Here is a 23,883-nt window from a genome sequence, read left to right as displayed (position 1 = left end):
GGTAGGAACCTTTTATTTTAGTGAATGATTTTACTTCCTTTTGCATTCTCAACAAATTTTTCACTTGATTTGTTAATTGGTGTTTTCAGTAATAACGCAGCAACAATCATAACTACTACGAAAGCACTTAACACAAGTAAATCTCGCGTTACGATATCCCAAAGCATTCCGCCAACTGTTTCACGAATTGCGCTAATTGCGTATGTGAATGGTAAGAACGGATAAATCGCTTGGAAGAACGCTGGTGTCATTTGGATTGGGAATGTTCCGCCCGATCCTGCTACTTGTAGTACAAGTAAAATGATCGCCATCGATTTCCCAACGTTTCCGAAAATAGAAACGAGTGAGTATACGATACAAACGAAGACTCCACCAATAAATAAACTAAATAACACAAACCAGAACTTATCGACTACGTACGTACCGAGTAAGAATATATCTCCCATCGATACGATAAACGCTTGTGAAAGACCTATCGTTAAGAATGTTAATAAACGTCCGAAGTAAATTTCATGGCTCTTATAATTCGCGCCCTCTTCGTGTACTTCTACCGTTAATAATGAAACCATTAATAATGCGCCTACCCATAATGCAAGCACTGTATAGAATGGTGACATCGCTGAACCGTAGTTCGGCATCGCAAATAATTTATTTTCTTTTAAATTTACTGGATTCGCAAAGTAATCACTTTGCTTTTCAACATCATTTTTCAATAAGCGTATAATGTCTTTTAAATCCTCTTCAGATTCAAAATCACGAATTTTATCTGCTAATTCTTTAATCTTTTTCTCAGTAGCTGGCATTTCAGCTTTAATGTCTGCTAATTTCTTTTTACCATCTACTAAACCTTTTGATGAATCTTCTAGTAATTTTTTAACATCTGGAAGCTTTTTGTCTGCCTCTTTTAAAATTTGAGATGTGTTTTTAGACATCTCTTTTGTGCGAGCAATTGCTGCATTGAAATTTGGAGTGATTTCTGAGTCATATTTAGCTAAAATGTCACCAATTTGGCCCGAAACACTTTTAGACACTTGATTAATACTTTCAATAACATCTGCTGCTGGTTTTTGACCTTTATTAATAGCGTCAATTCCTTTATCAGTTAAATCGATTCCTTTTTGGAAACCATCTTTTACTTTATTTAACTTAGCGATTGTGCCATTAAGATTTTTATCACTATTCACATCAGCTAACACTTTATTTGTACTTTCCAGAACTGGAATCATGTCATTAACTAAATTCCATCCTGCTTTGAACTGTCCATTCACATCATTTAAGGCTACTTTTGTAGAATCTAATCCATTAACACCTTTGTTACTTAAGTCTTCTCTTGCTTTTTCAAGCTCCGTTTTTAATCTACTGTAATCATTTACAGCTTTATCATATTTCTCTCTACCATTGTTTAATATCTCATTAGCCTTATTTATATCTTGATTTAAATTGCCTCTAAGCTGCTGTGCATTTTCTTGCGCATTTTCAGCCTTACTTTTCAGTTGCTCAGCTGTACTTACTGCTTTTTCAAAATCAGCTACAAACGTTGCATTATAATCCTTTTCAGCTTGATTTACTAAATTATTTACTGCATCTAATTTTTGATTTACAGCATCTCTCACATCTTGTTTAACCTCTTGTCCGGAACTAATTAAATCTCCTACATGCTTAACCCTATTGTTAGCATCCACCATAGAATTTTTAAGCACCGTTAAACTTTCCACTCTGTTTCCAAAGAACTGTTTACCGAATTCCGTGGAAGCTGATTCCTTGAAAGCTGTAAAGAAATCAATCAAATATGAAACACTATCGATACGCTCTTGGAGGAGCTTTGAAGCATCCTGCACATTTTTCTGTGCTACAGCTGGATCCACGCCTTTATTTTGAAGGCCATCCATAACACTCTTTACATATGCCGTTCCAACACGAGTAGAATTGAAAACAGTGTTTACAGTTTGATCAATATTTTTAGCAATATTTTTATACCCTTCACCATTCACTTGTGGTAATGCTGGAATCTCTGGTATTTGTGGAATAGTTATATTAGGTAAGACTGGTAATTTAGCTGGATCTGGCAATGTCAGATTAAAGTCAAATGCCGGATTTTTTAAGTAATCCGTAATTTTCGCTGCAGCATCCAATCCCTGCTGCATTACTGTTAAATTATTTTTAATAGTTCCCGGAGCGCGATTCAATGTTTCATCATTTCTAGCAAAGAATTTATCTAAATTCCCTAACGCTTCTTGCCCATCATTCATAACGCTCTCTACAACAGGCAACTCTTTTTGCGCTACTTTTACAACATCTTCTGCTCGAGTCGCATCATCTAACGCCTTATCCATAAGTGTATTCATTTCTGGGAACTGCGCTTCTAACTTAAATACAAGATCTTTTACTTTTTCGATACTTGGTAAGTTTGTTTCTAAATCGATTCCAAGATCATTGAAAATTTTAAAAATCTCACCGTTTGCTGTTTTTACAAAGTTTTTACTAATTTCTTCTGTAATACCTGATGCACCTTTTGCTGTAATCTTCGGTGCAATCGCGTTTACTTTTTCATTCACATAGTAATCCAGTTCTGGTTTTTTAGGATTTTCATCCAGAACAGTTGCAATTTTTTCAGAGAAATCTTTTGGAATCGTAATACTTGCATAATAATCTCCACGCTCAACTCCGTAAATTGCTTGTTTTTCATCTACAAATTTCCAGCCAAGATTTTTGTTTTTCTTAAGGGAGTCTACAATCTCTTTCCCGATATTAATATCTTTCCCTCTTAAATTAGAACCTGCATCTTGGTTAGAAACTGCAATGGGAACCTCTTTTGTATTTCCATACGGATCCCAAGAAGCTTTAATGTTAAACCATGCATATAACGATGGTAAAATCATTAATCCTAAAACAATAACAATTGCAGCCCAATGTTTGGCTACATTCCGTAAATCTGTCTTATAAATACGCCAAATCTGTTTCATAGAAGTTATCACCTAATTATATATTTTTCCTTCTTTAGAAAATGATACATACATTTTGCAATTATATCACTTTCTACATCGTGTATTAACCAAAAACGTACTATTTTTTCCCATTAACTTTCACTTACTTCATTATATAACGAAGTGAGTCAAAGTATGAATACAAAATGACCAAATCGGTTTTACATTCAATAATAACAAATATATATGAAATGTCATAAAAAATACAAGTATTTTCTCTTGGAAATACTTGTATTCCTAAAAAAAATCCTCACAGCTTTTATTCTCTGTGAGGATTTCTTCTATTATATATCTAATTGAACCTCTACACCGAAATGATCTGAAATTACATTTCTGTTTGTACCATTAAAAATAACTTTTGAAGAATGAACTTTTTTACTTTGGTTACACAATATTAGATCGATTCGCAAATTATGTTTATTTTCATCCCAACCAGCAATCTCGCCTTGGACAGTCGTTCCTTCATCCTTCTCTATTGCTAATTCATATGTGTCATACAACCCTTTTTGCATCATATACTCATAACCTTCGCCTTTCAATCGAGCATTGTTATTAAAATCCCCCATTAAGAAGGCGAGCTTATTGCTATCTACACGCTCCATCAAACGATCGACTTGACCTTTGAATGACTCTTCTTCATCATTCCACCAACCGAGATGACAAGAGTAAAACGTTATATCCTTACCATTATAAGCAATTGTTGCACTTACAATTTTACGCGTTTTCCAATACGTTGTATCCTCGTTTTCTGAAATGAAGAACGTATCTTCTTTTATAATATTATGCTTCGTTATAATCGCTAATCCTTCTTCATACACGTCATAACCAATATGAGAGAAATCCCAAGTAATATTGTAATCTTTTACATGTAGCGCTTTTAACTCTTCTAATAGTAAAAGTCCAAAATTATCTTCTTTCTTGTTACCGCATACATTTTCAGCTTGTATGGACTGACTTACTTCTTGCAATGCGATGACATCGTACTCTTCTTCTTGAATTACTTTAGCAAGGTATTGTATCTTTTCTATTTGATTCTCTTTTTGCCAAGAATGACAGTTTAAAGTTAGCAATTTCATATTATTACGCACCTAACATATCTTGAATGTCTGACTTTAATACGTCAGCTTTCGGACCATATACCGCTTGTACACCTTTATCTTTTACAATAAGCCCTAAAGCACCATTTTGTTTCCACTGTGCTTCTGGTGCAACAACATCTAAATCTTTTACTGTTACACGTAAGCGTGTCATACAAGCATCTACGTCAGCAATATTTTCTTTTCCACCTAATAAATCGATAACTTTTGTTGCTAATGAACCGTCTTGTACATTTCCTGTTCCTTCTGATGCCTCATCTTCATTATCAATATAGTTACCTGCACGCCCTGGTGTTGGTAAATTGAATTTTTTAATTAAGAAATTAAATAGTGTAAAGTTAAGACCGAAGAACACTAATGAAACAATAACAAAGTTGATTAAGTCTCTTGTTAAACCTGCGTTAACCATCATTGGCGTACGAGTAATTAACTCAATAAATCCAAATGCATGAACACGTAAGTTAATTAAATCAGCTAGCGCGAATGCAAGTCCTGTTGTAATAGCATATACAACATATAATACTGGAGCAATAAACATGAACATGAATTCAATTGGTTCTGTTACACCTGTTAAGAATACTGCTAATGCTGCTGATAAAAACATTGGTTTATATTTTGCACGCTTTTCTTTATCAACGTTACGGAACATCGCAAATGCAATCCCCATTAACGCTGCTGTTGAGCCGATAACTTGTCCAGCTTTGAAACGAGCTGGTACAACGTTATTTAATAAATCGTTATATGCCTTCGTATCTCCATTTGCTAATAAATTATTTAAATCTGTAATCCATGCAAGCCATAATGGATCTTGCCCTGCTACAACTTGTCCAACTTTTGAACCAGTTAGCATCGTATATGTTCCGCCTAGCTCTGTATAGTTCATCGGAATCGTTAACATATGGTGTAAACCAAATGGTAATAATAAACGCTCTAACGTTCCATATACAAACGGTGCAACAACTGGTGCACTATCTTTTGAAGCTGCAATCCAGCGACCAAATTCATTTAACCCACTTTGGATGAATGGCCATAGAAGTGATAATACAATCGCAGTAACTGTAGACCAAAGAATTACAACGAATGGTACAAATCGTTTTCCATTAAAGAATGCTAATGCCTGTGGCAGTTTATTATAGTTATAATATTTGTTATATAAAGTAGCTCCTAAGAAACCTGTGATAATCCCTACGAACACTCCCATGTTTAATGCAGGTGCACCAAGTACAGAAGTAAAGTAATCTTTTACAATTAAATCTCCCGCTATTACTGAAGAAACTTTCGCTTTTGAATCCGCTAACATTTCAGCGTTTACCCCAAATATAGCTCCTGTAATTCGGTTTGTTAAGACGAATGCTAATAGCGCTGCAAATGCACCACCCGCGCGATCTTTCGCCCAAGATCCCCCAATTGCTACTGCGAATAAGATGTGTAGATTTGTAATGATTGCCCAACCGATGTCTTCCATTACGCGAGCGATTGTATGAACTGCGTTAACATCCCCAGCAGACATACCAATTAACTTACCGATGGAAATCATTAAACCAGCTGCTGGCATTACGGCTACAACAACTAATAACGCTTTCCCGAACTTTTGCCAAAAATCAAAAGACGTAATTTTCATCTGTTCTTCCTCCCCTTTATTTATAAAAACATAGTGATTTAAATTATAATTTCTGTTCCCTTTATGAAAACGATTCCTTATGTTACTTTATTTTTATCTTTACGCAACCGTTTTCATAAATCTATTTTAATAAAAGCGTTTTCACTTTGCAATAGAAATTTATTTTTTTTCATAAAAAAAGATGCTCAAAGAGCATCCTTTTTTATTATGAAATGCGATAAACCCTTGTTTCATAAGGCTTTAAAGCAATTGTTGTTACTTCTTCATGTTCCGCAACTTCATAGTTATTTAAAAGCAAACGTTTGCGTTCTAGTGCAAATGAACCCTCATTATACACAGCTTCCTCTTTTGAGATATTACTAATTACAATGACTTTTTCATCCTGTAACGTACGTGTATATGCATAAATTTGTGGATCGTCTTCTAAAAGTAAATCGTACGTGCCATAGTTCAGTACATCGTGCTCTTTTTTCAGGGCAATCATTTTCTTATAGAAATTGAAAATAGACTTTTCTTCATTTTTTTGCTTCTCAACATTAATTTCTTTGTAATTTGGATTCATGCTAAACCAAGGTGTACTTGTTGTGAAACCAGCATTCATCTCATCATTCCACTGCATAGGTGTACGTGAATTATCGCGGCAAGAAGCCCATATAATCTCCATCATATCTTGATGTGGTACGCCCTCTGCAATTTTCTCGCGATATAAATTTTTAATTGCTACATCATCGTAATCTTCAATATTTGGTAACTGAACATTTGTCATACCAATTTCTTGGCCTTGATAAATAAAAGGTGTACCGTGCATAAAGAAATACATCGCCCCTAGAGCTGTTGCACTTTCACGCCAATATTGTTTATCATCTCCCCATGTTGAAACGATACGTGGTTTATCGTGATTCTCAATATATAAAGCGTTCCATCCTTTATTTTCTAATCCTTTTTGCCATTTCGTTAATACTTTTTTCAATCCTACAACATCAAGGTCTTTCTTCTTCTCTGCATCCCATAAACTTAAATGTTCAAATTGGAATACCATATTGAACTTACCTTGCTCTTCTCCAACCCAAAGCTCAGCATCTTCAATCTTAACACCATTTGCTTCACCAACAGTCATAATATCGTACTTAGAGAATGTATTTTCTTTTAGCTCTTCTAATAAAGGTTGAATACCTTTCACATTCATATGTTTATCAAAAGATGGCACATATTTTAACCCTTTTGGATTTGGCATATCCTTGAGGCCTTCTTCTTTTTTAATATGACTGATCGCATCAACGCGGAAACCATCAATACCTTTATCAAGCCACCAATTAACCGTATCGTATAGTACTTCGCGAACTTCTTTATTCTCCCAGTTTAAATCTGGTTGTTTACGTGAGAATAAATGTAAATAATATTGTTCTGTTTCTTCATCATATTCCCATGCCGAACCATTAAAAATACTTTCCCAGTTGTTTGGCTCCGCACCATCTTTACCATCATGCCAAATATACCAATCACGCTTCGGATTATCTTTAGATGAACGTGATTCAATAAACCATGGATGTTCATCACTCGTATGATTAATAACTAAATCAATAATAAGCTTCATATCACGCTTATGAACTTCATCTAGTAAAGCATCAAAGTCTGCCATTGTACCAAACTCATCCATAATATCTTGATAATCACTAATATCATAACCATTATCATCATTAGGCGACTTATACATTGGACAAATCCAAATTACATCTATACCTAAATCTTTTAAATAATCCAGTTTTGCAATAATACCTTGTAAATCTCCAATACCATCGCCATTTGAATCCATAAAGCTTCGTGGATAAATTTGATAAGCAACCGCTTCTTTCCACCATGTCTTATTCATAGTCATTCTCTCCTTTTGCATCCCATCGGAAATTTTATGCAAACGTTTTCGTAACACTATCATAACAAAATATGAACAGTTTGCAACTGTTTTCATTGAACTCTATGTAGATTCTTTATTCTTATGCTTTATTTATTTCTCACAAAGGTAAATCTCATTCTTCACCTCTCCTTGTCCACGCGTATTACAGACATTTTTCATATATTAATAAAAAACTCTGATTATTTTAGAAAGGAGTAATAAATTGAAGCAAACAAAATTAACAGGTCGTATCGTTGTTCCCACAGATCCTGACTACGACGTAGCCCGAATGAATTTAAATTTAAGTATTCCAAAACTCCCTTGTATTATTATTTTTTGTCAAAATAACAAGGATGTCTGTAACGCCTTAAAATGGGCACGTGAACGTCATATACCATTTCGGTTAAGAAGTGGACGTCATAGCTATGAAAATTTTTCTCTTTTAAATAGAGGACTTATTATTGATGTGAGTGAAATGCATCGCATTACTGTTAATACAGAGAAATTAACAGCAACAATTGAGGCTGGTGCAAATCTTGGCACTGTTTATAAAGAACTTTGGAATTACGGTGTTACAATTCCTGCTGGTACAAGTGCAAGCGTTGGAATTGTTGGATTAGCACTTGGTGGTGGTATTGGTATGCTTTCGCGCTTATATGGATTAACATGTGATCAATTAATGGAAGTGGAAATGGTACAAGCATGTGGAAAATTTGGTGCAAAACTCATTCGTGCAAATGAACAAGAGAACTCTAACCTTTTTTGGGCATGCCGTGGTGGCGGTGGTGGAAACTTCGGAATTGTCACTTCATTAACTTTTCGAGTCCACCCGATTAAAAATGTATCAATTTTCTCAATTACATGGAAATGGGAAGAATTTATTGCTGCATTTCAAGCGTGGCAAAACTGGGCACCTTATATAGATGAACGTCTCACTTCATCGATCGAATTATTCGCCAAGCAACGAAATAAAATCGAAGCACAAGGCGAGTTTATCGGTTCTCCCTCTGAACTCCATTCCCTATTATCCCCTCTTCTTGAAACTGGTAGCCCCTCTCTCTTTATAGAAGAAGTTCCTTATATAAAGGCTGTTGAATTTTTTAATGGAGGTAACATCCCTGAAAATTTCAAGCGCTCTGGTTCCTATGTCTATAAACCTATTCCCCTTAAAGGCATTCAAATCATGCAATCCTTTCTTTCTCATGCACCAAATAAAGATGCTAGTATTTGGCATCAATCGCTCATAGGTGCTGTTGAAAATATTTCGCCGAATGAAACGGCTTATTTTCATCGTAAAGCAATTATTGCTCAAGAATACATTACCTCTTGGAAATGCGATGATGAAGAAAATCGAAATATACGCTGGGTTAAAGGTTTACGAGAAAGCTTAGATCCTTATACACTAGGTGACTATGTGAACTGGCCCGATATCGACATTAAAAATTGGCAAACTAGTTATTATGGCTCTAACTTTCACAGATTACGTAAAGTAAAAACCATGTATGATCCTTGTGATGTTTTTCATTTCCAACAAAGTATTCCTCCTTTTCATACGTGAAAAAAGGGGATAACATAAAAAAATCATCCAATATACCGTTACCTCGCAGTATGTTGGATGATTCAAGTTGATTTTCTATATCGTTTCAAATTCTTGCTCCTACTCATAAACTTTTACTTACAGATTAATTGTATTTCGTATCATTTTCATGCAATGAATGTAATTTAATATTTGGTACTTTATCTTTTTCAATACCTCTATTATAAGAAACAGGAACTTGAAATTCAAATTGCTTTGTCTCATGTTTTTGTAAATAGACTGGTTTCGGTACTGGATAGCTTTTTGAATTCTCGTTTGCATTATCATATAAAACAACTTTTAATGCTTGTGCATGATTACGATAATTTTTTAAAGTAACAATGCACTTCGGTTGAATATTCCCTCCATTTTTCTCCATTCTACACTGGCTATCTTCTTTTTTATATTCTATTGCTTCTACCCCTGTTTTTCCTGCATAATACCATGTTTTATTCAATGTCTGGAGGATTGTATTTAAAATAAAAGGCATCATTACAATCAAAATACTAGTACCTACTACTTTTATCTTATTCATTTTTCTAAATGTACTAGACTCCTTTTTTCCTAGCCATTTTAAAAATAATATAAATGCAATTACATGTAGTATGAAAGAAACAATCAATATATTTGAGACTTTATAATCCATATAAACATACGTATGTATCGGAATCTTATAGACATTGAATAGTTTTTCCCCAATTAATTCATTATCATTTGGAATTTTTAATAATAACAAAACCCCTATACTGTAACAAATAGCTACTAATCGATCATACTCAATACGAATCATTCTTTCTCCCCTTCACTTTGTATTTTATTATCGATTTTAGCTATTATTACCATACTATACAATCTTTTTATAGAGGATAACGTAAAAAAGTTCCTTATAAATATATAAAGAACCTTATTAATATACACTATGAATTAAAAAATCAATATACAATTTTCACATAGAGATTTCTTCAAAATATGTTGGATCATGTATTGTAATTTTTTTATCTAAAATTGTAACAATGCTATCATTTTTTAATTGTTTTAATACGCTGCTAACTGTCTCTCGAGATGTTCCAGATATTTTGGATATTTCAATTGTTGTAAGTGGGCATGAAATTACAATCTTTTCTCCACTCTGTTCTCCTAAATCCTGCATTAAATAATTTAACGTTTGGATAACACGATCTTGTGCATTAGGAATTGTAATATTTTGCACTCGATTTTCGTTCAATTTTAATATAGATGATAATTGCTGAACAACGTACATCAATTGCGTTCTGCTGGACTTTACCATATCTTCAAAGATTACCGTTGGAATATAATATACCTCCACATCCGTCATTGCTTCTGCTGTATAGTTATATCCTCTGTCTGTAAACATACCACCATAAGGAAAAATAGAATACCGCTTTACATAGTCATCGTATAATAAGTTCCCATTTTGATTAACCCGCTCTAACTTTACAAAACCATCTAACATGAAGTAAATTCTTTCCCTTGAATCCCCTTCTAAAAATAAAAATTGACCTTTTTTATAAGTTCGCCAATAAACAAACTCTGTTAAGCCTTTCAATTTTTTTTCTGTTAAATGAACAAATAATTCGAACTGCTTTAAGTCTTTCACTACGTTCCGTCTATTCATAAAATTCCCTCTCTCTTGCTGTATGTTGGAGCGAAAAATCAAGAAAGCGTATTCAATTTGAATTTTATCATAATTAACTTGTATATTCAGATTTCATCATGAAAACTTTATGAACAATGAATACAAAAAATATTAATAAATAAAAAGAATGAAGTTACTAACTCCATTCTTTTTTACTACTAAGTAGCGTACACAATAATTTTAAACACACATGCATACATTCTGTTTTGAAATAATAGTACCGGCTTTTTCTTCTAGTGCTTCATATACTTTTTCTAAAGACGTAATAATTGTTTTTCTTTTTGGATTTGTATTAACAAAATTAATAGCAGCTTCGATTTTTGGAAGCATGCTTCCCGCAGCAAATTGTTGTTCTTCAATATATTCTTCTAATTGATTCACTGTGACATGCTCTAATTTTTTTTGATTCGGTTGATTATAATTTACATACACATAATCAACTGCAGTTAAAATAACGAGCGTATCGGCATCTACTAATTCTGCTAATTTCTGCGCAGCGAAATCTTTATCGATAACCGCTTCAGTTCCTTTTAACCCTTCTTCAGAATCAATTACTGGAATTCCACCTCCGCCCACAGCTATCACTATGTTTCCATCTTCGACCAAAGAATTAATCACTTTATGTTCATGAATACTTACAGGCTTCGGTGATGGAACAACACGTCTCCATCCTCTACCAGCATCTTCTTTAAACACTGCTTTTGTTTCATCCATTAATTTTCTGGCCTCTTCTTCTGTATAAAAAGGACCAATTGGTTTAGTTGGATTTTTAAATGCCTCATCTTTTTTATCCACAACAACACGTGTTATAACCGTTGCTACATCTTTGTTTATATTCCATTTTTTCAATGCCTTTCCAATTGCATTTTCCATCCAATATCCAATCATCCCTTGGCTCATTGCCCCACAAGTATCTAATGGCATTGCAGGTGTCTTTTCCGTTTCTGCAGCTTTTTGCTGTAATAAAATATTCCCCACTTGTGGGCCATTTCCATGCGCAATTACTATATCCACATCATTTTCCATTATTTTCACAAGTTGTTCTGCCGTTTTTTCCAACGCTTCTTGCTGCGCTCCCGCAGTAGCTTCTCCAGACTGTATCGCATTTCCCCCTAGTGCAACTACAATTTTTCTTCGTGCCATATTCCAGCCCTCCAGTTGATTTCGCTTTCACAGCGCTTTATAAAGTAATACTGCCTGTAATTAATCCATAAATCGCAAAGAATGCTAAAGCAGCAATTGCTACGGATGATGCTAATTCCACTCGAGTAAATATTTGCTTCGAACTCTTTTGCTTTTGAACATTGTAAAAAATAAAAATACCTGGCGCATATAAAGTCATTGTTAATAATAAATACTCTAAACCGGCTGCATAAACTAACCACACGCCATAAATACTTGCGATCAAGCCAATTATTATATTTTTATTTCGATCTGCTTCTTCAGACTTTAAGCTATGCTTCAGTTGATAAAATGCTGAAAAAGCATATGGGATTAAAATAGCTGAAGATGCTAAAGAGAATGCAAAGTTATACGCCTGATCAGAAACGACGAATGTTAACAAGAATATTTGTATTAAACCATTTGTTATCCATAATGAATTTACTGGAGCCTTATTTTTATTTTCTTTTGCGAACCATTTTGGAAATACTCCATCTTTAGCCGCTAAATATGGAATTTCAGAAGCGAGCAAAGTCCAACCTAACCAAGCACCTAATACAGAGATGACTAAACCTAAATTAATAAAGATAGCACCCCATTTTCCAACAACACTTTCAAACAAATAAGCCATAGCCGGATTTTTCAAACCTGCAATGTCTGCTTGCTGCATAAGTCCAAGAGACAATAATGTGATTAAAATGTAAATGATGAGTGTACCAATTAAGCCAATAACGGTTGCTTTCCCTACATCACTTCTATTTTTTGCTCGACTGGATAAAACAACAGCCCCTTCTACCCCAATAAATACCCATAAAGTTACAAGCATTGTACTTTTAACTTGGCTGCCAACTGCTCCCCATGAAAAAGAACCAGTTTGCCCCCAAAATCCATCTAAGAACGTATCAATATGAAACGCAAAGATTCCTATGACAATAAATACAAATACAGGTACTAATTTCGCGATTGTAGTTACTAAATTCACAAGGGCTGCTGATTGAACTCCACGTAAAATTAACATGTGAACACACCATAATAATACGCTTGCACCAATAATGGATTCTACATTTTGACCGCCTTCAAAGATCGGGAAGAAATATCCTAATGAAGAAAACAATAATGTACCGTAAGCTACATTCCCAAGCCAAGCAGATAGCCAGTATCCCCACGCACTATTAAACCCCATAAAATTACCAAACCCTGCTTTTGCATAGCTAAAAATACCACCATCTAAATCTGGCCGTTTTACAGTTAGATTTTGAAAAGATAATCCGAGTGCAATCATCCCAATTCCTGTTATAACCCAGCCAATAATAATGGCTCCAGCACCAGCACCTTTTGCCATATCACTCGCTAAATTAAAGGCTCCACCGCCAATCATAGACCCAACTACAAGAGCCGTTAGTGTAAACAACCCTAATTTCTTATCTTCACCCATTCCACTCACCTCTCTTTAATTGCAATAACAATACAAAAGCAATAGTGAATGATCGTGTCTAAAGGAGGAGAAAGAAGAAAGGAAGACTCCCTTTCTTCTTTACTCCATGTTTCCTAAAGTAGCTGCCATAACCGCTTTAATTGTATGCATTCTATTTTCAGCTTGATCAAATACTTTTGAATGTTTACTGCGGAATACTTCGTCAGTTACCTCCATTTCTTTCAACCCATATTTCTCATAAACTTCTTCGCCATACATCGTTTCAACATCATGAAATGCAGGTAAACAATGTAAGAAAATTACGTTTTCATTCCCTGTTGCTTTAATCATTTTCATATTTACTTGATAAGGTTTCAATAACTCGACACGTTCAGCAAATTTTTCTTCTTCCCCCATAGACACCCATACATCTGTATAAATTACATCTGCACTTGCAACAGCTTCTTCCACATTACTTGTTATCATTACTTGTTCATTATATTTTTTTGCTAAATCAATTACTTCTTGTGCAGGCCATAAAGATTCCGGTGTACAAATACGTACATCCATTCCAACGATTGCTCCACCAACTAGTAAGCTATTAGCAACATTATTTCGCCCATCGCCAACGTAAACGAGCTTCACATTTTTCAATTTCCCTATATGTTCTCTAATTGTTAATAAATCTGCTAGTGTTTGTGTTGGATGCCACATATCTGTTAATCCATTCCAAACTGGCACACCAGAATTTTGTGCTAAAGATTCTACAGTTTCATGATTAAATCCACGAAACTCAATTCCGTCAAACATACGCCCTAACACTTTTGCTGTATCCTCTACAGATTCTTTTTTCCCAAGTTGAATATCACCTTTCCCTAAATATTCAGGATTTGCCCCTAAATCTGTACATGCTACTGTAAATGCACAACGCGTACGAGTAGAAGTTTTTTCAAATAAGAGCGCTACATTTTTACCTTCTAAATAATGATGCGGGATACCATTTTTCTTTTTCTCTTTTAATTCTGCTGCCAAATCTAGAAAATATAACAATTCTTCTTGTGTAAAATCTTTTTCTGCTAGAAAGCTTCTTCCTTTTAAATTTGGTCTAGTCATTAACATAATTCATCCCTACTTTCTCCGTTATTTATACTAAATATCTTTACGAACAATTGGCATACTCATGCAACGTGGACCCCCACGACCACGAGATAATTCCGAACTTAGCACCTCAATCACTTCTATACCGTGTTCACGTAATAACGTATTAGATACATAGTTGCGATCATATGTAACAACTACACCTGGCGCAATTGCTAATGTGTTCGAGCCATCATTCCATTGTTCACGAGCAGAAGCAATTACATCTCCTCCTCCACATGGAATAAGAACTAATTCACTTAAGCCTAATACCTCTTTTAATGCTTCCATTAAAGAAGTACGATGTGTAATTTTAAGAGTTTCCTCATCTGATCCTTTTTCTAAAATATAAATATTCATATTCCCTTTTGGCCCTTGAATGGCTGGGTGAATTGTAAACTTGTCATAATCAACCATTGTAAATACTGTATCTAAATGCATAAATGCTCGACATTTTGGAATTTCTATTGCTAACACTTTCTTAATTTTATTTTGTCGGCTAAAGAGATTTTTAGCTAAACGTTCAATTGCTTTAGCTGAAGTACGAGCAGATACTCCAATCGCAATTGTTTCTTCATTTAAAATTAGCTCGTCGCCACCTTCAATTGGAAATTTATAATCACGATCTAACCAGATTGGTACATTATGTTTTGCAAATCTTGGATGATATTTAATGATGTACTCCATGAATAATGATTCACGTCTACGCGCTGGTTCTCTCATCTTATTTATCGTTAAGCCATCGCCCACGCTAGCTGCTGGATCACGAGTAAAATATAAATTAGGCATTGGATCTAAGTAAAACGGATAGTGATCTTCCATTAATTCATATAAATGTGTCTTCTTACTTGTTTCAATTTCGTTTTTCCGTACACCGCCCATAATTTTTTGAATTAATTCTTCATTTGAAAAGGAAAGTAAATATTCTTTTAAAGTTTGATGTGCAACATTTACGTCGGCCTGTCCTTCTTTTAAAATACGATCAACAAATTCTTCTCGAAGTTTTTTATCTACTAACGCCTCAGCGGCTAGTTTTTCTAAATAAAGAACTTCAACACCCCGATTGCGTAACGTTTGTGCAAAATAATCATGCTCTTTTTGAATAATTGGTAAGTATGGAATATCGTCAAATAATAATTGCTGCAAATAATCTGGCGTCAAGTTTTCCACTTCTTTACCTGGTCGTTTTAATAAAACCGTTTGTAATTCCCCAATTTCTGAAGTAACATGTATCGGATGTTTCATTTGTTGTACCTCCTTTTAAATATGTTTGATGTCTTACAAGTACATAATAAATGCTCTGTACTTTCATCTTTGTGAAAGCATCCACATTATCATTGTGAAATATTAAACAAGTTATTTTTTTAAAATCATACGAATATGTATTTTTATAACAAACTATCTTGCTTTCTCAATAAAAAATACATATATTACGCATATATGTTGAATATTTAACTTCCGTATTTAAACAAAAATCCTGTTTTTAATTTTATTAAAAACAGGATTTTTGCATCTAAATAATTAAATTTAATCTTTCTTCTATAATCTCCCTATCTGATTTCGACTGTGAAATTATAAGGCATGTATCATTTCCACATATACATCCTATTTTTTCTTTCCAATCTAACTCATCAAATAAAACACCAATAACATGTGCATTACCAGGTAATGTTTTAATAACCATTAATTGATCTACACAATCAATTTTCACAACCACTTCTCGTAATTTTTTCTTTAACTTTATATCAGTTTGTAAATGCTCTTCTGAGAAAACTTTATATATCATTAATCCTTCTTGAGAAGGTACCTTCGTTAAGTTTAACTCACGAATATCGCGAGAAACCGTAGCTTGTGTTACTAATACATCTTTTTTTGCTAACAATTCTACTAATCTTTCTTGCTTATCTATTTCATACTCCTTTACAAATTGTTTAATTAACCGTTGTCTTTTTTCTTTTTTCATAAAAGACACCCCTTTTAATATTATAGCTCGCTATAATTTTCATCCGAAAGGGACAGAAAAGAATGTTGCGGAAACGTTCATAGTTTAACTGTAAATATTAAATCAAGCTAAATAAAAAAGAGAAGAACAATATTCTGTTCTTCCTTTTACATTGAAAATCGTTCAATTGTTTGTTTCAAATCAGTTGCTTGCTTCTCTAAATCCTTTAATAATTGATCGATTACTATCATATTTTTAGACTGTTGTAGCGTCACACGTGCCACTTCTTGCGAACCAGCTGACGTTTCTTCAGCAATTGCTGCTACAGCTTTTGTTTGTGCTCCTGTTTGATGAATGTGGCTCACTTGTTCATTCATATAACTACTAATTTGCTGAGTTGCATCGGCTACTTCCATAACACTTGATGACATTTCTTTTAAAATTAATTCCGTAGCTTCCCCACGTTTCGCCTCTTCTTTAGCTATTTTCACTTGTTCTGTCATTTTCATTGCAACTTGTTGTACTTCATCTTGCATATTCTGTAATAACTGCGATATGTTTCTTGCAGAATGATCACTTTCATCAGCAAGTTTACGTACTTCTTCCGCAACAACCGCAAAGCCTCTTCCATGCTCTCCTGCACGAGCTGCCTCAATAGAAGCATTTAGTGCTAATAAATTCGTTTGGCTAGCAATCGCACTCACAACAGACACAATATGTTCTACTTGTTTCATTCGTTCTTCTAACTTCTGTACATTTTGCATTGAATCTTCATTTTCTTTTGCCAATGTTTGAATACCTTGAATTAAAGACGTAAAGACACGAGTACTATGCCCTAAAGCTTGAACCATTTCTGAAGACAACATATCAGACTGCTTCGCTTTTTCTTCTACTTCACTTGCAATAGACGTCGTTGTATCAACAGCAGAAACAATTGCTTGAATTGATGCCGCCGATTGCTCGGCGCCTGAAGAAATCTCTGCAAGTGTCTCAGATACACCTTGCGCTTGTCTCGTTGCTTCGCCTGTTTGTTTTCTAATCTGCTGTACTTGATTATTTGTATACGAAAATGTTGTATCAATATTTTTTACCATGCCTCTTAAGTTTCCTAACATCATATTAAATGCAACACTTAAAGATTTAATTTCATCATCTGTCTTCGGTAATGGAACATCTTCACGAATATCACCCTCAGCTGCTTTTCTTGCCGCTTCCTCTAACTTGCGAAGCGGTTTAATTAAAAATACGGCTGCTCCATATGCTAAAATTCCAGACCATACTACCCCTAATAACATAACGATAATATTATATACTGTTTGACTTACATAACTTTGAAAATAATCGTATATCACGTAAATAAAAAATATACTTGTTGAATATGTAATGAAAGCTAAAACTGTAGTGAATAGCATAAGTTGTGTACGTAATCCAAAAGAAAATGTTTTTCTTTCTTTTTCCATCTTCCCTTTCCCCCTTTTTATAAGCAATATAAATACTACCTATATATTATTATCCATATTTTCATCATAGAAGGATATAGAGATTTTAAAAATCATTATTTCTTTGAATATCAAATTGCACGAAAAAAATAAAGGATTCTGACAATTTATGACTAATAACAGAAATACGGGGCAACATTTGTAAAATATATTTTTAACTGGGGGTTTTGTATGATTCAAGTTCGAAATCTAGTAAAATCATTCGGTTCACTTGATGTGTTAAAAGGAATTGATTTAGAAGTAAAAGAAAAAGAAGTTGTTGTTTTAATTGGTGCCAGTGGTTCTGGTAAAAGTACATTACTTCGCTGTCTTAACTTTTTAGAAATGTACGATGAAGGCGAAATTCACTTACAAGGTGAGCGAATTGATCCAAAGCATTCAAATTTAAATAAAGTCCGTGAAAATGTCGGTATGGTTTTTCAGCACTTTAACCTCTTTCCTCATATGACCTCACTAGAAAACATCATAGAAGCACCTATTCACGTAAAAAAATTAGAGAAAGCAAATGCACAGGATATTGGAAATCAACTTCTCCAAAAAGTCGGCCTTCAAGATAAAGCGGATGTAACTCCTCATCTTCTTTCAGGTGGTCAAAAACAGCGCATTGCCATTGCACGAGCTCTTGCAATGAGCCCTAAGATTATGCTGTTTGATGAGCCTACCTCAGCTTTAGACCCTGAACTTGTTGGAGAAGTATTGCAAGTTATGAAAGAACTTGCTGAAGAAGGGATGACAATGGTTATTGTTACTCATGAAATGAATTTCGCAAGAGATGTAGCTGATCGCGTCATCTTTATGGATGATGGAAAGATTGTAGAAGATGCTCCGCCAGCACAATTCTTTTCAGCTCCATCACATGAACGGGCAAAACAATTTTTACGCAACGTTTTATAATGTAACTTTTGTTTCAAACGAAAAGGAATACATTCATACGGTGCACAACTAATCATCCAAATAAAATATTTCAATAACATACTGAAAAACCATCCGTATGATCAATATATAGGAGGGGTTTTATGAAAAGAAAACTATTAACCATTGTTGCGGGCATTACACTATGTACATCCTTCATACTAGGAGCTTGTAGCAAAGAAAGCTCTACTACTTCATCAAATGGTGAAAAAGAATTTCGCTATGCGATGAGTGGATTATACAAACCTTTTAACTATAAAGAAAATGACGGCAAACTTGTCGGTTTTGATGTAGAAATCGGTGAAGCTCTTGCTAAAAAGATGAACATGAAGGCTACGCCAGTTACAAACCCATGGGAAACGCTGATTCAAGGTCTTCAAGCGAAGAAATATGATGTAATACTGGGTAGTATGGCAATTACAGAGGAGCGCTTAAAAGCTGTTAGTTTCTCAAATCCGTACTATCGCTCTGGCGCCCAAATTTTTGTAGCTAAAAAGAATAACGCTATCTCTTCTCCAGAAGATTTAAAAGGTAAGAAAATTGGTGTTGTAAAAGCTAGTACCTTTAAAAATCTTGTTGCAAAATATACAGATCAAATCACAGAATATGACAGCGATATTACTGCTCTTATGGATTTAGAGCCTGGGCGTGTTGACGCAGTAATTACGGATCAAATGGTTGGTCTACGTATGATAAAAGAAGGAAAATCGAAGATAAAAGAAGCCGGAAAACCATTAAATCTTGATGAAATGGGAATTGCTATTCGCAAAGATGATAAAGAAATGGTTGAGAAAGTAAATAAAGCGTTAGATGAAATCATTAAAGATGGTACGTATGAAAAGATCAGTAAAAAATGGTTCGGGCGTAATATTCTCGGTGAAGAGGAAAAAACGAAGTAAGTTAGCCATTCAAAAGATTCATAAACAATGCCCCACTGATTAAATGTTCATTTTATGTGGGGCATTTCATTCTCTACTAAAATCTATACAATATGAGGTGAAACGCATGTTTGAAATTTTTATCTCTTCCTATCCCACACTCTTAAAGGCTACTATTGTCACATTACAATTAACATTAACTTCCCTAGTACTCGGTTCATTAATTGGATTATTATTCGCTTTCTTTCGAATCTCTAACAATAAAGTTTTAAATAGTATCGCTCATGTCTACATTGCTATTATTCGTGGTACACCTTTAATTGTTCAAATTGCCATTCTATATTTTGGAATTACATCCGTTGTTGTTTTCACCCCTTTTTGGGCAGGTGCAATCGCTTTAGCAATTCATAACGGAGCATATATTACGGAAATTTTCCGTGGATCTATTCAATCCGTTGACCGGGGACAATTAGAAGCAGCTCGCTCTTTAGGCATGCCTTATCCTTTAGCTATGCGACGAATTATATTACCACAAGCATTTCGTCTGTCTCTTCCTCCTCTAGGAAACCAATTTATTATCGGATTAAAAGATTCTTCACTTGTTGCTTATGTAGGAATGTCCGAATTATGGGGTTCAGGTTTATCAATTGCAGCAGGTAATTTCCAACAATTAGATACTTACATAATCGTTGGTGCATACTATCTCATACTTGTTCTTCTATTTACTTATTTTGTTAATCTTTTAGAAAAACGACTACAACGAAAAGAAACTAACTCCGTCCAAGTCCATAAAAGGAACAAAAAGGAAGTTTCTTTATAAGAAAAAGCAAGCCTGAGATGGCTTGCTTTTTCATTGCAAAAATATATTAATTTTTACTGATTTACTTTTTTAATACTCTTTTCTTCTTCTATATGTTCCTCACGATATGAAATATTATGAGGATCTAGTCCATTTCCTAAAGAACCATAGAAATGCTCTCTATGCGGATCCACTAATTCACTTCCTTGATAATACACACGTGGTGTATTCCATAGCGCTGCCAAAGCTTTTGTCATCGGCATCTCATGATAGCGTTCCGGCCACATTTCTTTAATCTTCTCTTTTACTAACGGATAGTATTTAGAACTCATAGCAGGAAACAGATGATGTTCTGTATGATATGAGAAATTGAAATGTAAAACGTCTACCCAGCGCGGCACTGTTACTGACAAACAGTTTGCTAACGGATCATTTACTGGAACAATTGGATTTAAGCGGTGATTTGTTGCGATATATGCCATTACAATAAAGTTAGCAATTAACAACGGAATGACATATGCAAATAACCATTTTCCAGGTCCCATAATAAACAATAAACTAATCCAAACTGTCCAAGGCAAAAGAAGTTGAAGCCATACAGATTTTTGATTGGATGACTTGAACTCTTTTATAAAATGAAAGAACATTCGAGTCGAATGCAATGTAAATTGAATTGTTAGTGACAGAAAACTAAAGAATGAACGTACATGTAAAGGCATACGATATACCCAACTCAAAAACTTACTCTTCTTAAGTTTCTCAAGTGTCGGCCATGCATCTGGATCATTCTCTTCATGCTGTGTATGAACATGATGCGTTGCATTATGCCACTTTCTCCAAAGCTTTGGCCCTGTTGATAATGGCATAAATGCAATCGCGCCTAAGAAGTCACGAAGCCATGCCTTTCTTACAACAGTTCCATGTAAAATTTCATGCCCTAAAAATCCTAGTGAAGCAAAACATAATCCAAGAACAATCGCAATTCCTAGATTCGCCCACACATTCAATTCAAATACACCAATCGATATTAACCCCGCCAATGCCACAAGCAAATAAGCCAGTCCACCAAATAAACGAGTAGGCACTGGTTTAAATGCTTTTTTCGGCAAATGTGGTGATACACGTGCTGCATACCACCCAAACGTATGAAGCTCCTTCATCCTTTTGCTCCTTTCTTATGCCGCGCCTTGCGCAACTTACATATATCAATTCTTGCTTCCAGATTGATTTTACTAGATGATCCAAAAAGCATCTATTATAAGGAAAATATACTCACTCTATCGTCACTTATTTTTCGCTTTTATTATCAATGAAAAACATTTCTCTTTTTACTCTCTATCAACCTTTCCACATGATGAATCATAACAATAGAATTTCTATATTGTCAACACCTTTTATGACCTAGTAATAAAAGGTGGTTATATTTTTATAATCATACTTTATTTCACTAAAGAAAATGTATAGATTCCATAAGGATTTACCCACTATATATAGACATTTTCTTAAACGCCATAGACTCTATCTCATTCAATAACTCCCTATGTAATCAACAAACAGAATCCCTTGAATTTAGTTTTATATAAATCCTACCACTTCATAATGCCCCATCTAATTAATTATATTAAAATAATTTATAACCTCTTTTAATAAAAATAGACTACTTCTAAAACAACACACATGAATTTCATATAATATGGAAATATTAAAAGGAAAATTGTTCTAAAATCAGGAGGTTTCCGCAATGACAAGTGATACATTTCCACAACTGCCGCTATCTTATTGGATTGAATCTACTCAGTTTCCTACTTTCCCTCGTTTATCCGAAAATATAAAGACGAAAGTTGCTATTATCGGTGCTGGTATTACAGGTATTACTACCGCCTATTTACTTGCAAAAGAAGGCATCGATGTTGTTTTAATTGATTCTGGTCGTATTTTAAATGGAACAACTGGGCATACAACAGCGAAAGTAACAGCACAACATGATCTTATTTATGATGAATTAATAAATCATTTCGGTGTAGAAAAGGCCGGGCTTTACTATGAATCAAATAATCAGGCTCTACAATTCATAAATGAAACTGTTCAAACATATAAAATCGACTGTAATTTCTCAAATGAAGATTCATATTTATATACAACTACCGATAACGGATTAAGAAATTTAACGAAAGAATATGAAGCTTATCAAAAATTAAATATACCTTGTGACTATGTTCAATCTCTATCGATTCCTATTCCAGTACAATCTGCACTTGTAATGAAAAATCAAGCACAATTCCATCCCCTTCTTTATTTAAAAACACTTTTAGAAAAGTTTGTGGAGATGGGCGGAAAGCTCTACGAACAAACAACAGCTATGGATGTGGAAAAGGAAGATTATCCACAAATAATTACAAAAGAGGGCCATCATATCACTTGTGAATATGTCGTCTCTTGTTCACATTTTCCTTTTTATGATGCGAATAGCTTTTTCTTTACGCGAATGTACGCAGAACGCTCCTACGCTCTTGCAATAAAAGCAAAAACAGATTATCCAGGTGGCATGTATTTAAGTATTGATGATCCAAAGCGCTCCTTACGCTATATAACAAACAATGGAGAAAAATTAATTTTGATTGGCGGAGAGAGTCATAAAACAGGACAAGGAATAAATACGATGCTTCATTATGAAGCACTCTATTCTTTTGCTGAAGCAACTTTTGGAATAGACGAAGTTCCTTATAGATGGTCAGCACAAGATTTAATCACTCTAGATAAGCTTCCTTATATCGGACATATTAACGAAAGAAATCCAAATATATTTGTTGCAACTGGATATCGCAAATGGGGAATGACAACTGGAACTGCTGCCGCTCACCTACTGAAGGACTCCATCCTAAAAGTTCACAGTCCCTATAAAGAACTGTATGCACCATCACGCTTCCATGCAAATCCAGATATAAAAACGTTCCTCTCCCAAAACATTGATGTTGCGAAACATTTAATTGCAGGAAAGATTGAAACCGCATTACGTAAGCCAGAAGATCTCGAAGTTGGTGAAGGATCTGTCGTACATGTTAACGGTAAACGAGCAGGTGCTTATAAGGACAAAGAAGGAAAATTACATATCGTCGATACAACTTGTACACATCTCGGCTGTGAAGTTGAATGGAATAATGGTGATTGTACTTGGGATTGCCCTTGCCATGGTTCTCGTTTTTCAATTGAGGGAGACGTTCTTGAAGGCCCAGCAGATCAACCGTTAAAACGAGTTGATAATGAGTAAACAAATAAAGAAGTTCAACAAAATTACTGTTGAACTTCTTTATTTGT

Annotated in this window: 17 protein-coding genes and 2 pseudogenes; 5 read left to right on the top strand and 14 right to left on the bottom strand. The window is 34.4% G+C overall.

Annotation, left to right across the window (positions count from 1 at the left end; genetic code table 11):
• Positions 1–17: 17 nt before the first annotated feature.
• The 4 genes from GBN91_RS22325 to GBN91_RS22310 form a co-directional block, all read right to left on the bottom strand.
• On the bottom strand, positions 18–2,963 hold the full coding sequence (locus GBN91_RS22325) for a YhgE/Pip domain-containing protein (RefSeq protein ID WP_016121528.1): 2,946 nt from the start codon (positions 2,961–2,963) through the stop codon (positions 18–20).
• 305 nt (positions 2,964–3,268) lie between these two features.
• Positions 3,269–4,060, bottom strand: a complete 792-nt coding sequence (locus GBN91_RS22320) for an endonuclease/exonuclease/phosphatase family protein (protein WP_152122367.1) — start codon at positions 4,058–4,060, stop codon at positions 3,269–3,271.
• A 4-nt stretch (positions 4,061–4,064) separates the two neighbouring features.
• Positions 4,065–5,702 carry a PTS transporter subunit IIBC gene (locus GBN91_RS22315; protein ID WP_000705560.1) on the bottom strand — a complete coding sequence of 546 codons (1,638 nt, stop codon included), beginning with the start codon at positions 5,700–5,702 and terminating at the stop codon, positions 4,065–4,067.
• Positions 5,703–5,907: 205 nt separating this feature from the next.
• A complete protein-coding gene (locus GBN91_RS22310; RefSeq protein WP_001044710.1) occupies positions 5,908–7,572 on the bottom strand; it encodes a glycoside hydrolase family 13 protein in 1,665 nt (554 codons plus the stop codon).
• A gap of 244 nt (positions 7,573–7,816) precedes the next feature.
• Here GBN91_RS22310 and GBN91_RS22305 point away from each other — a divergent pair, with 244 nt between their 5' ends.
• Positions 7,817–9,151 (top strand): FAD-binding oxidoreductase, encoded by a 1,335-nt coding sequence (locus GBN91_RS22305; RefSeq protein WP_152122365.1) that lies wholly within the window; start codon positions 7,817–7,819, stop codon positions 9,149–9,151.
• A 124-nt stretch (positions 9,152–9,275) separates the two neighbouring features.
• On the opposite strand, the gene GBN91_RS22300 is transcribed toward GBN91_RS22305, so the two are convergent.
• From GBN91_RS22300 to GBN91_RS29735, 9 genes and pseudogenes are all read right to left on the bottom strand, one after another.
• On the bottom strand, positions 9,276–9,959 hold the full coding sequence (locus tag GBN91_RS22300) for a hypothetical protein (RefSeq protein WP_025710037.1): 684 nt from the start codon (positions 9,957–9,959) through the stop codon (positions 9,276–9,278).
• 156 nt (positions 9,960–10,115) lie between these two features.
• A complete protein-coding gene (locus GBN91_RS22295; RefSeq protein ID WP_152122363.1) occupies positions 10,116–10,805 on the bottom strand; it encodes a Crp/Fnr family transcriptional regulator in 690 nt (229 codons plus the stop codon).
• A gap of 201 nt (positions 10,806–11,006) precedes the next feature.
• Entirely contained in the window at positions 11,007–11,969 is a 963-nt protein-coding gene (arcC, locus tag GBN91_RS22290) for a carbamate kinase (protein ID WP_152122361.1), read from the bottom strand.
• 37 nt (positions 11,970–12,006) lie between these two features.
• Positions 12,007–13,422: an arginine-ornithine antiporter gene (gene arcD / locus GBN91_RS22285; RefSeq protein ID WP_152122360.1), complete on the bottom strand. Its 1,416-nt coding sequence runs from the start codon at positions 13,420–13,422 to the stop codon at positions 12,007–12,009.
• Positions 13,423–13,521: 99 nt separating this feature from the next.
• Positions 13,522–14,520 (bottom strand): ornithine carbamoyltransferase, encoded by a 999-nt coding sequence (argF, locus tag GBN91_RS22280; RefSeq protein WP_000930291.1) that lies wholly within the window; start codon positions 14,518–14,520, stop codon positions 13,522–13,524.
• A 30-nt stretch (positions 14,521–14,550) separates the two neighbouring features.
• Entirely contained in the window at positions 14,551–15,783 is a 1,233-nt protein-coding gene (gene arcA / locus GBN91_RS22275) for an arginine deiminase (RefSeq protein ID WP_000682331.1), read from the bottom strand.
• A 268-nt stretch (positions 15,784–16,051) separates the two neighbouring features.
• A complete protein-coding gene (argR, locus tag GBN91_RS22270) occupies positions 16,052–16,501 on the bottom strand; it encodes an arginine repressor (protein ID WP_000711826.1) in 450 nt (149 codons plus the stop codon).
• A gap of 146 nt (positions 16,502–16,647) precedes the next feature.
• A pseudogene (locus GBN91_RS29740) lies at positions 16,648–17,220 on the bottom strand (methyl-accepting chemotaxis protein); the annotation flags it as partial.
• 369 nt (positions 17,221–17,589) lie between these two features.
• Positions 17,590–17,775 (bottom strand): annotated as a pseudogene (locus GBN91_RS29735) (HAMP domain-containing protein); the annotation flags it as partial.
• A gap of 375 nt (positions 17,776–18,150) precedes the next feature.
• On the opposite strand from GBN91_RS29735, the gene GBN91_RS22260 reads away from it, so the two are divergent.
• From GBN91_RS22260 to GBN91_RS22250, 3 genes are all read left to right on the top strand, one after another.
• Positions 18,151–18,873: an amino acid ABC transporter ATP-binding protein gene (locus tag GBN91_RS22260; RefSeq protein WP_144597005.1), complete on the top strand. Its 723-nt coding sequence runs from the start codon at positions 18,151–18,153 to the stop codon at positions 18,871–18,873.
• A 122-nt stretch (positions 18,874–18,995) separates the two neighbouring features.
• Positions 18,996–19,790: an ABC transporter substrate-binding protein gene (locus GBN91_RS22255; RefSeq protein WP_152122356.1), complete on the top strand. Its 795-nt coding sequence runs from the start codon at positions 18,996–18,998 to the stop codon at positions 19,788–19,790.
• Positions 19,791–19,833: 43 nt separating this feature from the next.
• Complete coding sequence (locus GBN91_RS22250; RefSeq protein ID WP_002025246.1) at positions 19,834–20,589, top strand: amino acid ABC transporter permease; 756 nt, start codon at positions 19,834–19,836, stop codon at positions 20,587–20,589.
• Positions 20,590–20,642: 53 nt separating this feature from the next.
• Here GBN91_RS22250 and desB read toward each other — a convergent pair whose 3' ends face one another.
• The gene (gene desB / locus GBN91_RS22245) at positions 20,643–21,728 is read right to left on the bottom strand and encodes a Delta(10) desaturase DesB (protein ID WP_000661226.1); all 1,086 of its coding nucleotides are present in this window, start codon (positions 21,726–21,728) and stop codon (positions 20,643–20,645) included.
• Positions 21,729–22,309: 581 nt separating this feature from the next.
• On the opposite strand from desB, the gene GBN91_RS22240 reads away from it, so the two are divergent.
• Positions 22,310–23,836, top strand: a complete 1,527-nt coding sequence (locus GBN91_RS22240; protein ID WP_152122354.1) for an FAD-dependent oxidoreductase — start codon at positions 22,310–22,312, stop codon at positions 23,834–23,836.
• Positions 23,837–23,883: the final 47 nt, after the last annotated feature.

Source organism: Bacillus sp. B1-WWTP-T-0.5-Post-4 (assembly GCF_009183795.1).
Classification (GTDB): Bacteria; Bacillota; Bacilli; order Bacillales; family Bacillaceae_G; genus Bacillus_A; species Bacillus_A cereus.
The sequence above is the reverse complement of the archived record's forward strand: the minus strand, read 5'-3'. Positions and strand labels throughout refer to the sequence as shown.

Excerpts from the sequence above, each read along its gene's own strand:
- GBN91_RS22250 (WP_002025246.1), top strand. The coding sequence starts at position 19,834 with ATGTTCATTTTATGTGGGGCATTTCATTCTCTACTAAAATCTATACAA.
- GBN91_RS22300 (WP_025710037.1), bottom strand. The coding sequence starts at position 9,959 with ATGATTCGTATTGAGTATGATCGATTAGTAGCTATTTGTTACAGTATA.
- GBN91_RS22295 (WP_152122363.1), bottom strand. The coding sequence starts at position 10,805 with ATGAATAGACGGAACGTAGTGAAAGACTTAAAGCAGTTCGAATTATTT.
- GBN91_RS22240 (WP_152122354.1), top strand. The coding sequence starts at position 22,310 with ATGACAAGTGATACATTTCCACAACTGCCGCTATCTTATTGGATTGAA.
- GBN91_RS22325 (WP_016121528.1), bottom strand. The coding sequence starts at position 2,963 with ATGAAACAGATTTGGCGTATTTATAAGACAGATTTACGGAATGTAGCC.
- arcC (WP_152122361.1), bottom strand. The coding sequence starts at position 11,969 with ATGGCACGAAGAAAAATTGTAGTTGCACTAGGGGGAAATGCGATACAG.
- GBN91_RS22260 (WP_144597005.1), top strand. The coding sequence starts at position 18,151 with ATGATTCAAGTTCGAAATCTAGTAAAATCATTCGGTTCACTTGATGTG.
- GBN91_RS22255 (WP_152122356.1), top strand. The coding sequence starts at position 18,996 with ATGAAAAGAAAACTATTAACCATTGTTGCGGGCATTACACTATGTACA.
- GBN91_RS22320 (WP_152122367.1), bottom strand. The coding sequence starts at position 4,060 with ATGAAATTGCTAACTTTAAACTGTCATTCTTGGCAAAAAGAGAATCAA.
- arcA (WP_000682331.1), bottom strand. The coding sequence starts at position 15,783 with ATGAAACATCCGATACATGTTACTTCAGAAATTGGGGAATTACAAACG.
- argR (WP_000711826.1), bottom strand. The coding sequence starts at position 16,501 with ATGAAAAAAGAAAAAAGACAACGGTTAATTAAACAATTTGTAAAGGAG.
- arcD (WP_152122360.1), bottom strand. The coding sequence starts at position 13,422 with ATGGGTGAAGATAAGAAATTAGGGTTGTTTACACTAACGGCTCTTGTA.
- GBN91_RS22310 (WP_001044710.1), bottom strand. The coding sequence starts at position 7,572 with ATGAATAAGACATGGTGGAAAGAAGCGGTTGCTTATCAAATTTATCCA.
- argF (WP_000930291.1), bottom strand. The coding sequence starts at position 14,520 with ATGTTAATGACTAGACCAAATTTAAAAGGAAGAAGCTTTCTAGCAGAA.
- GBN91_RS22315 (WP_000705560.1), bottom strand. The coding sequence starts at position 5,702 with ATGAAAATTACGTCTTTTGATTTTTGGCAAAAGTTCGGGAAAGCGTTA.
- desB (WP_000661226.1), bottom strand. The coding sequence starts at position 21,728 with ATGAAGGAGCTTCATACGTTTGGGTGGTATGCAGCACGTGTATCACCA.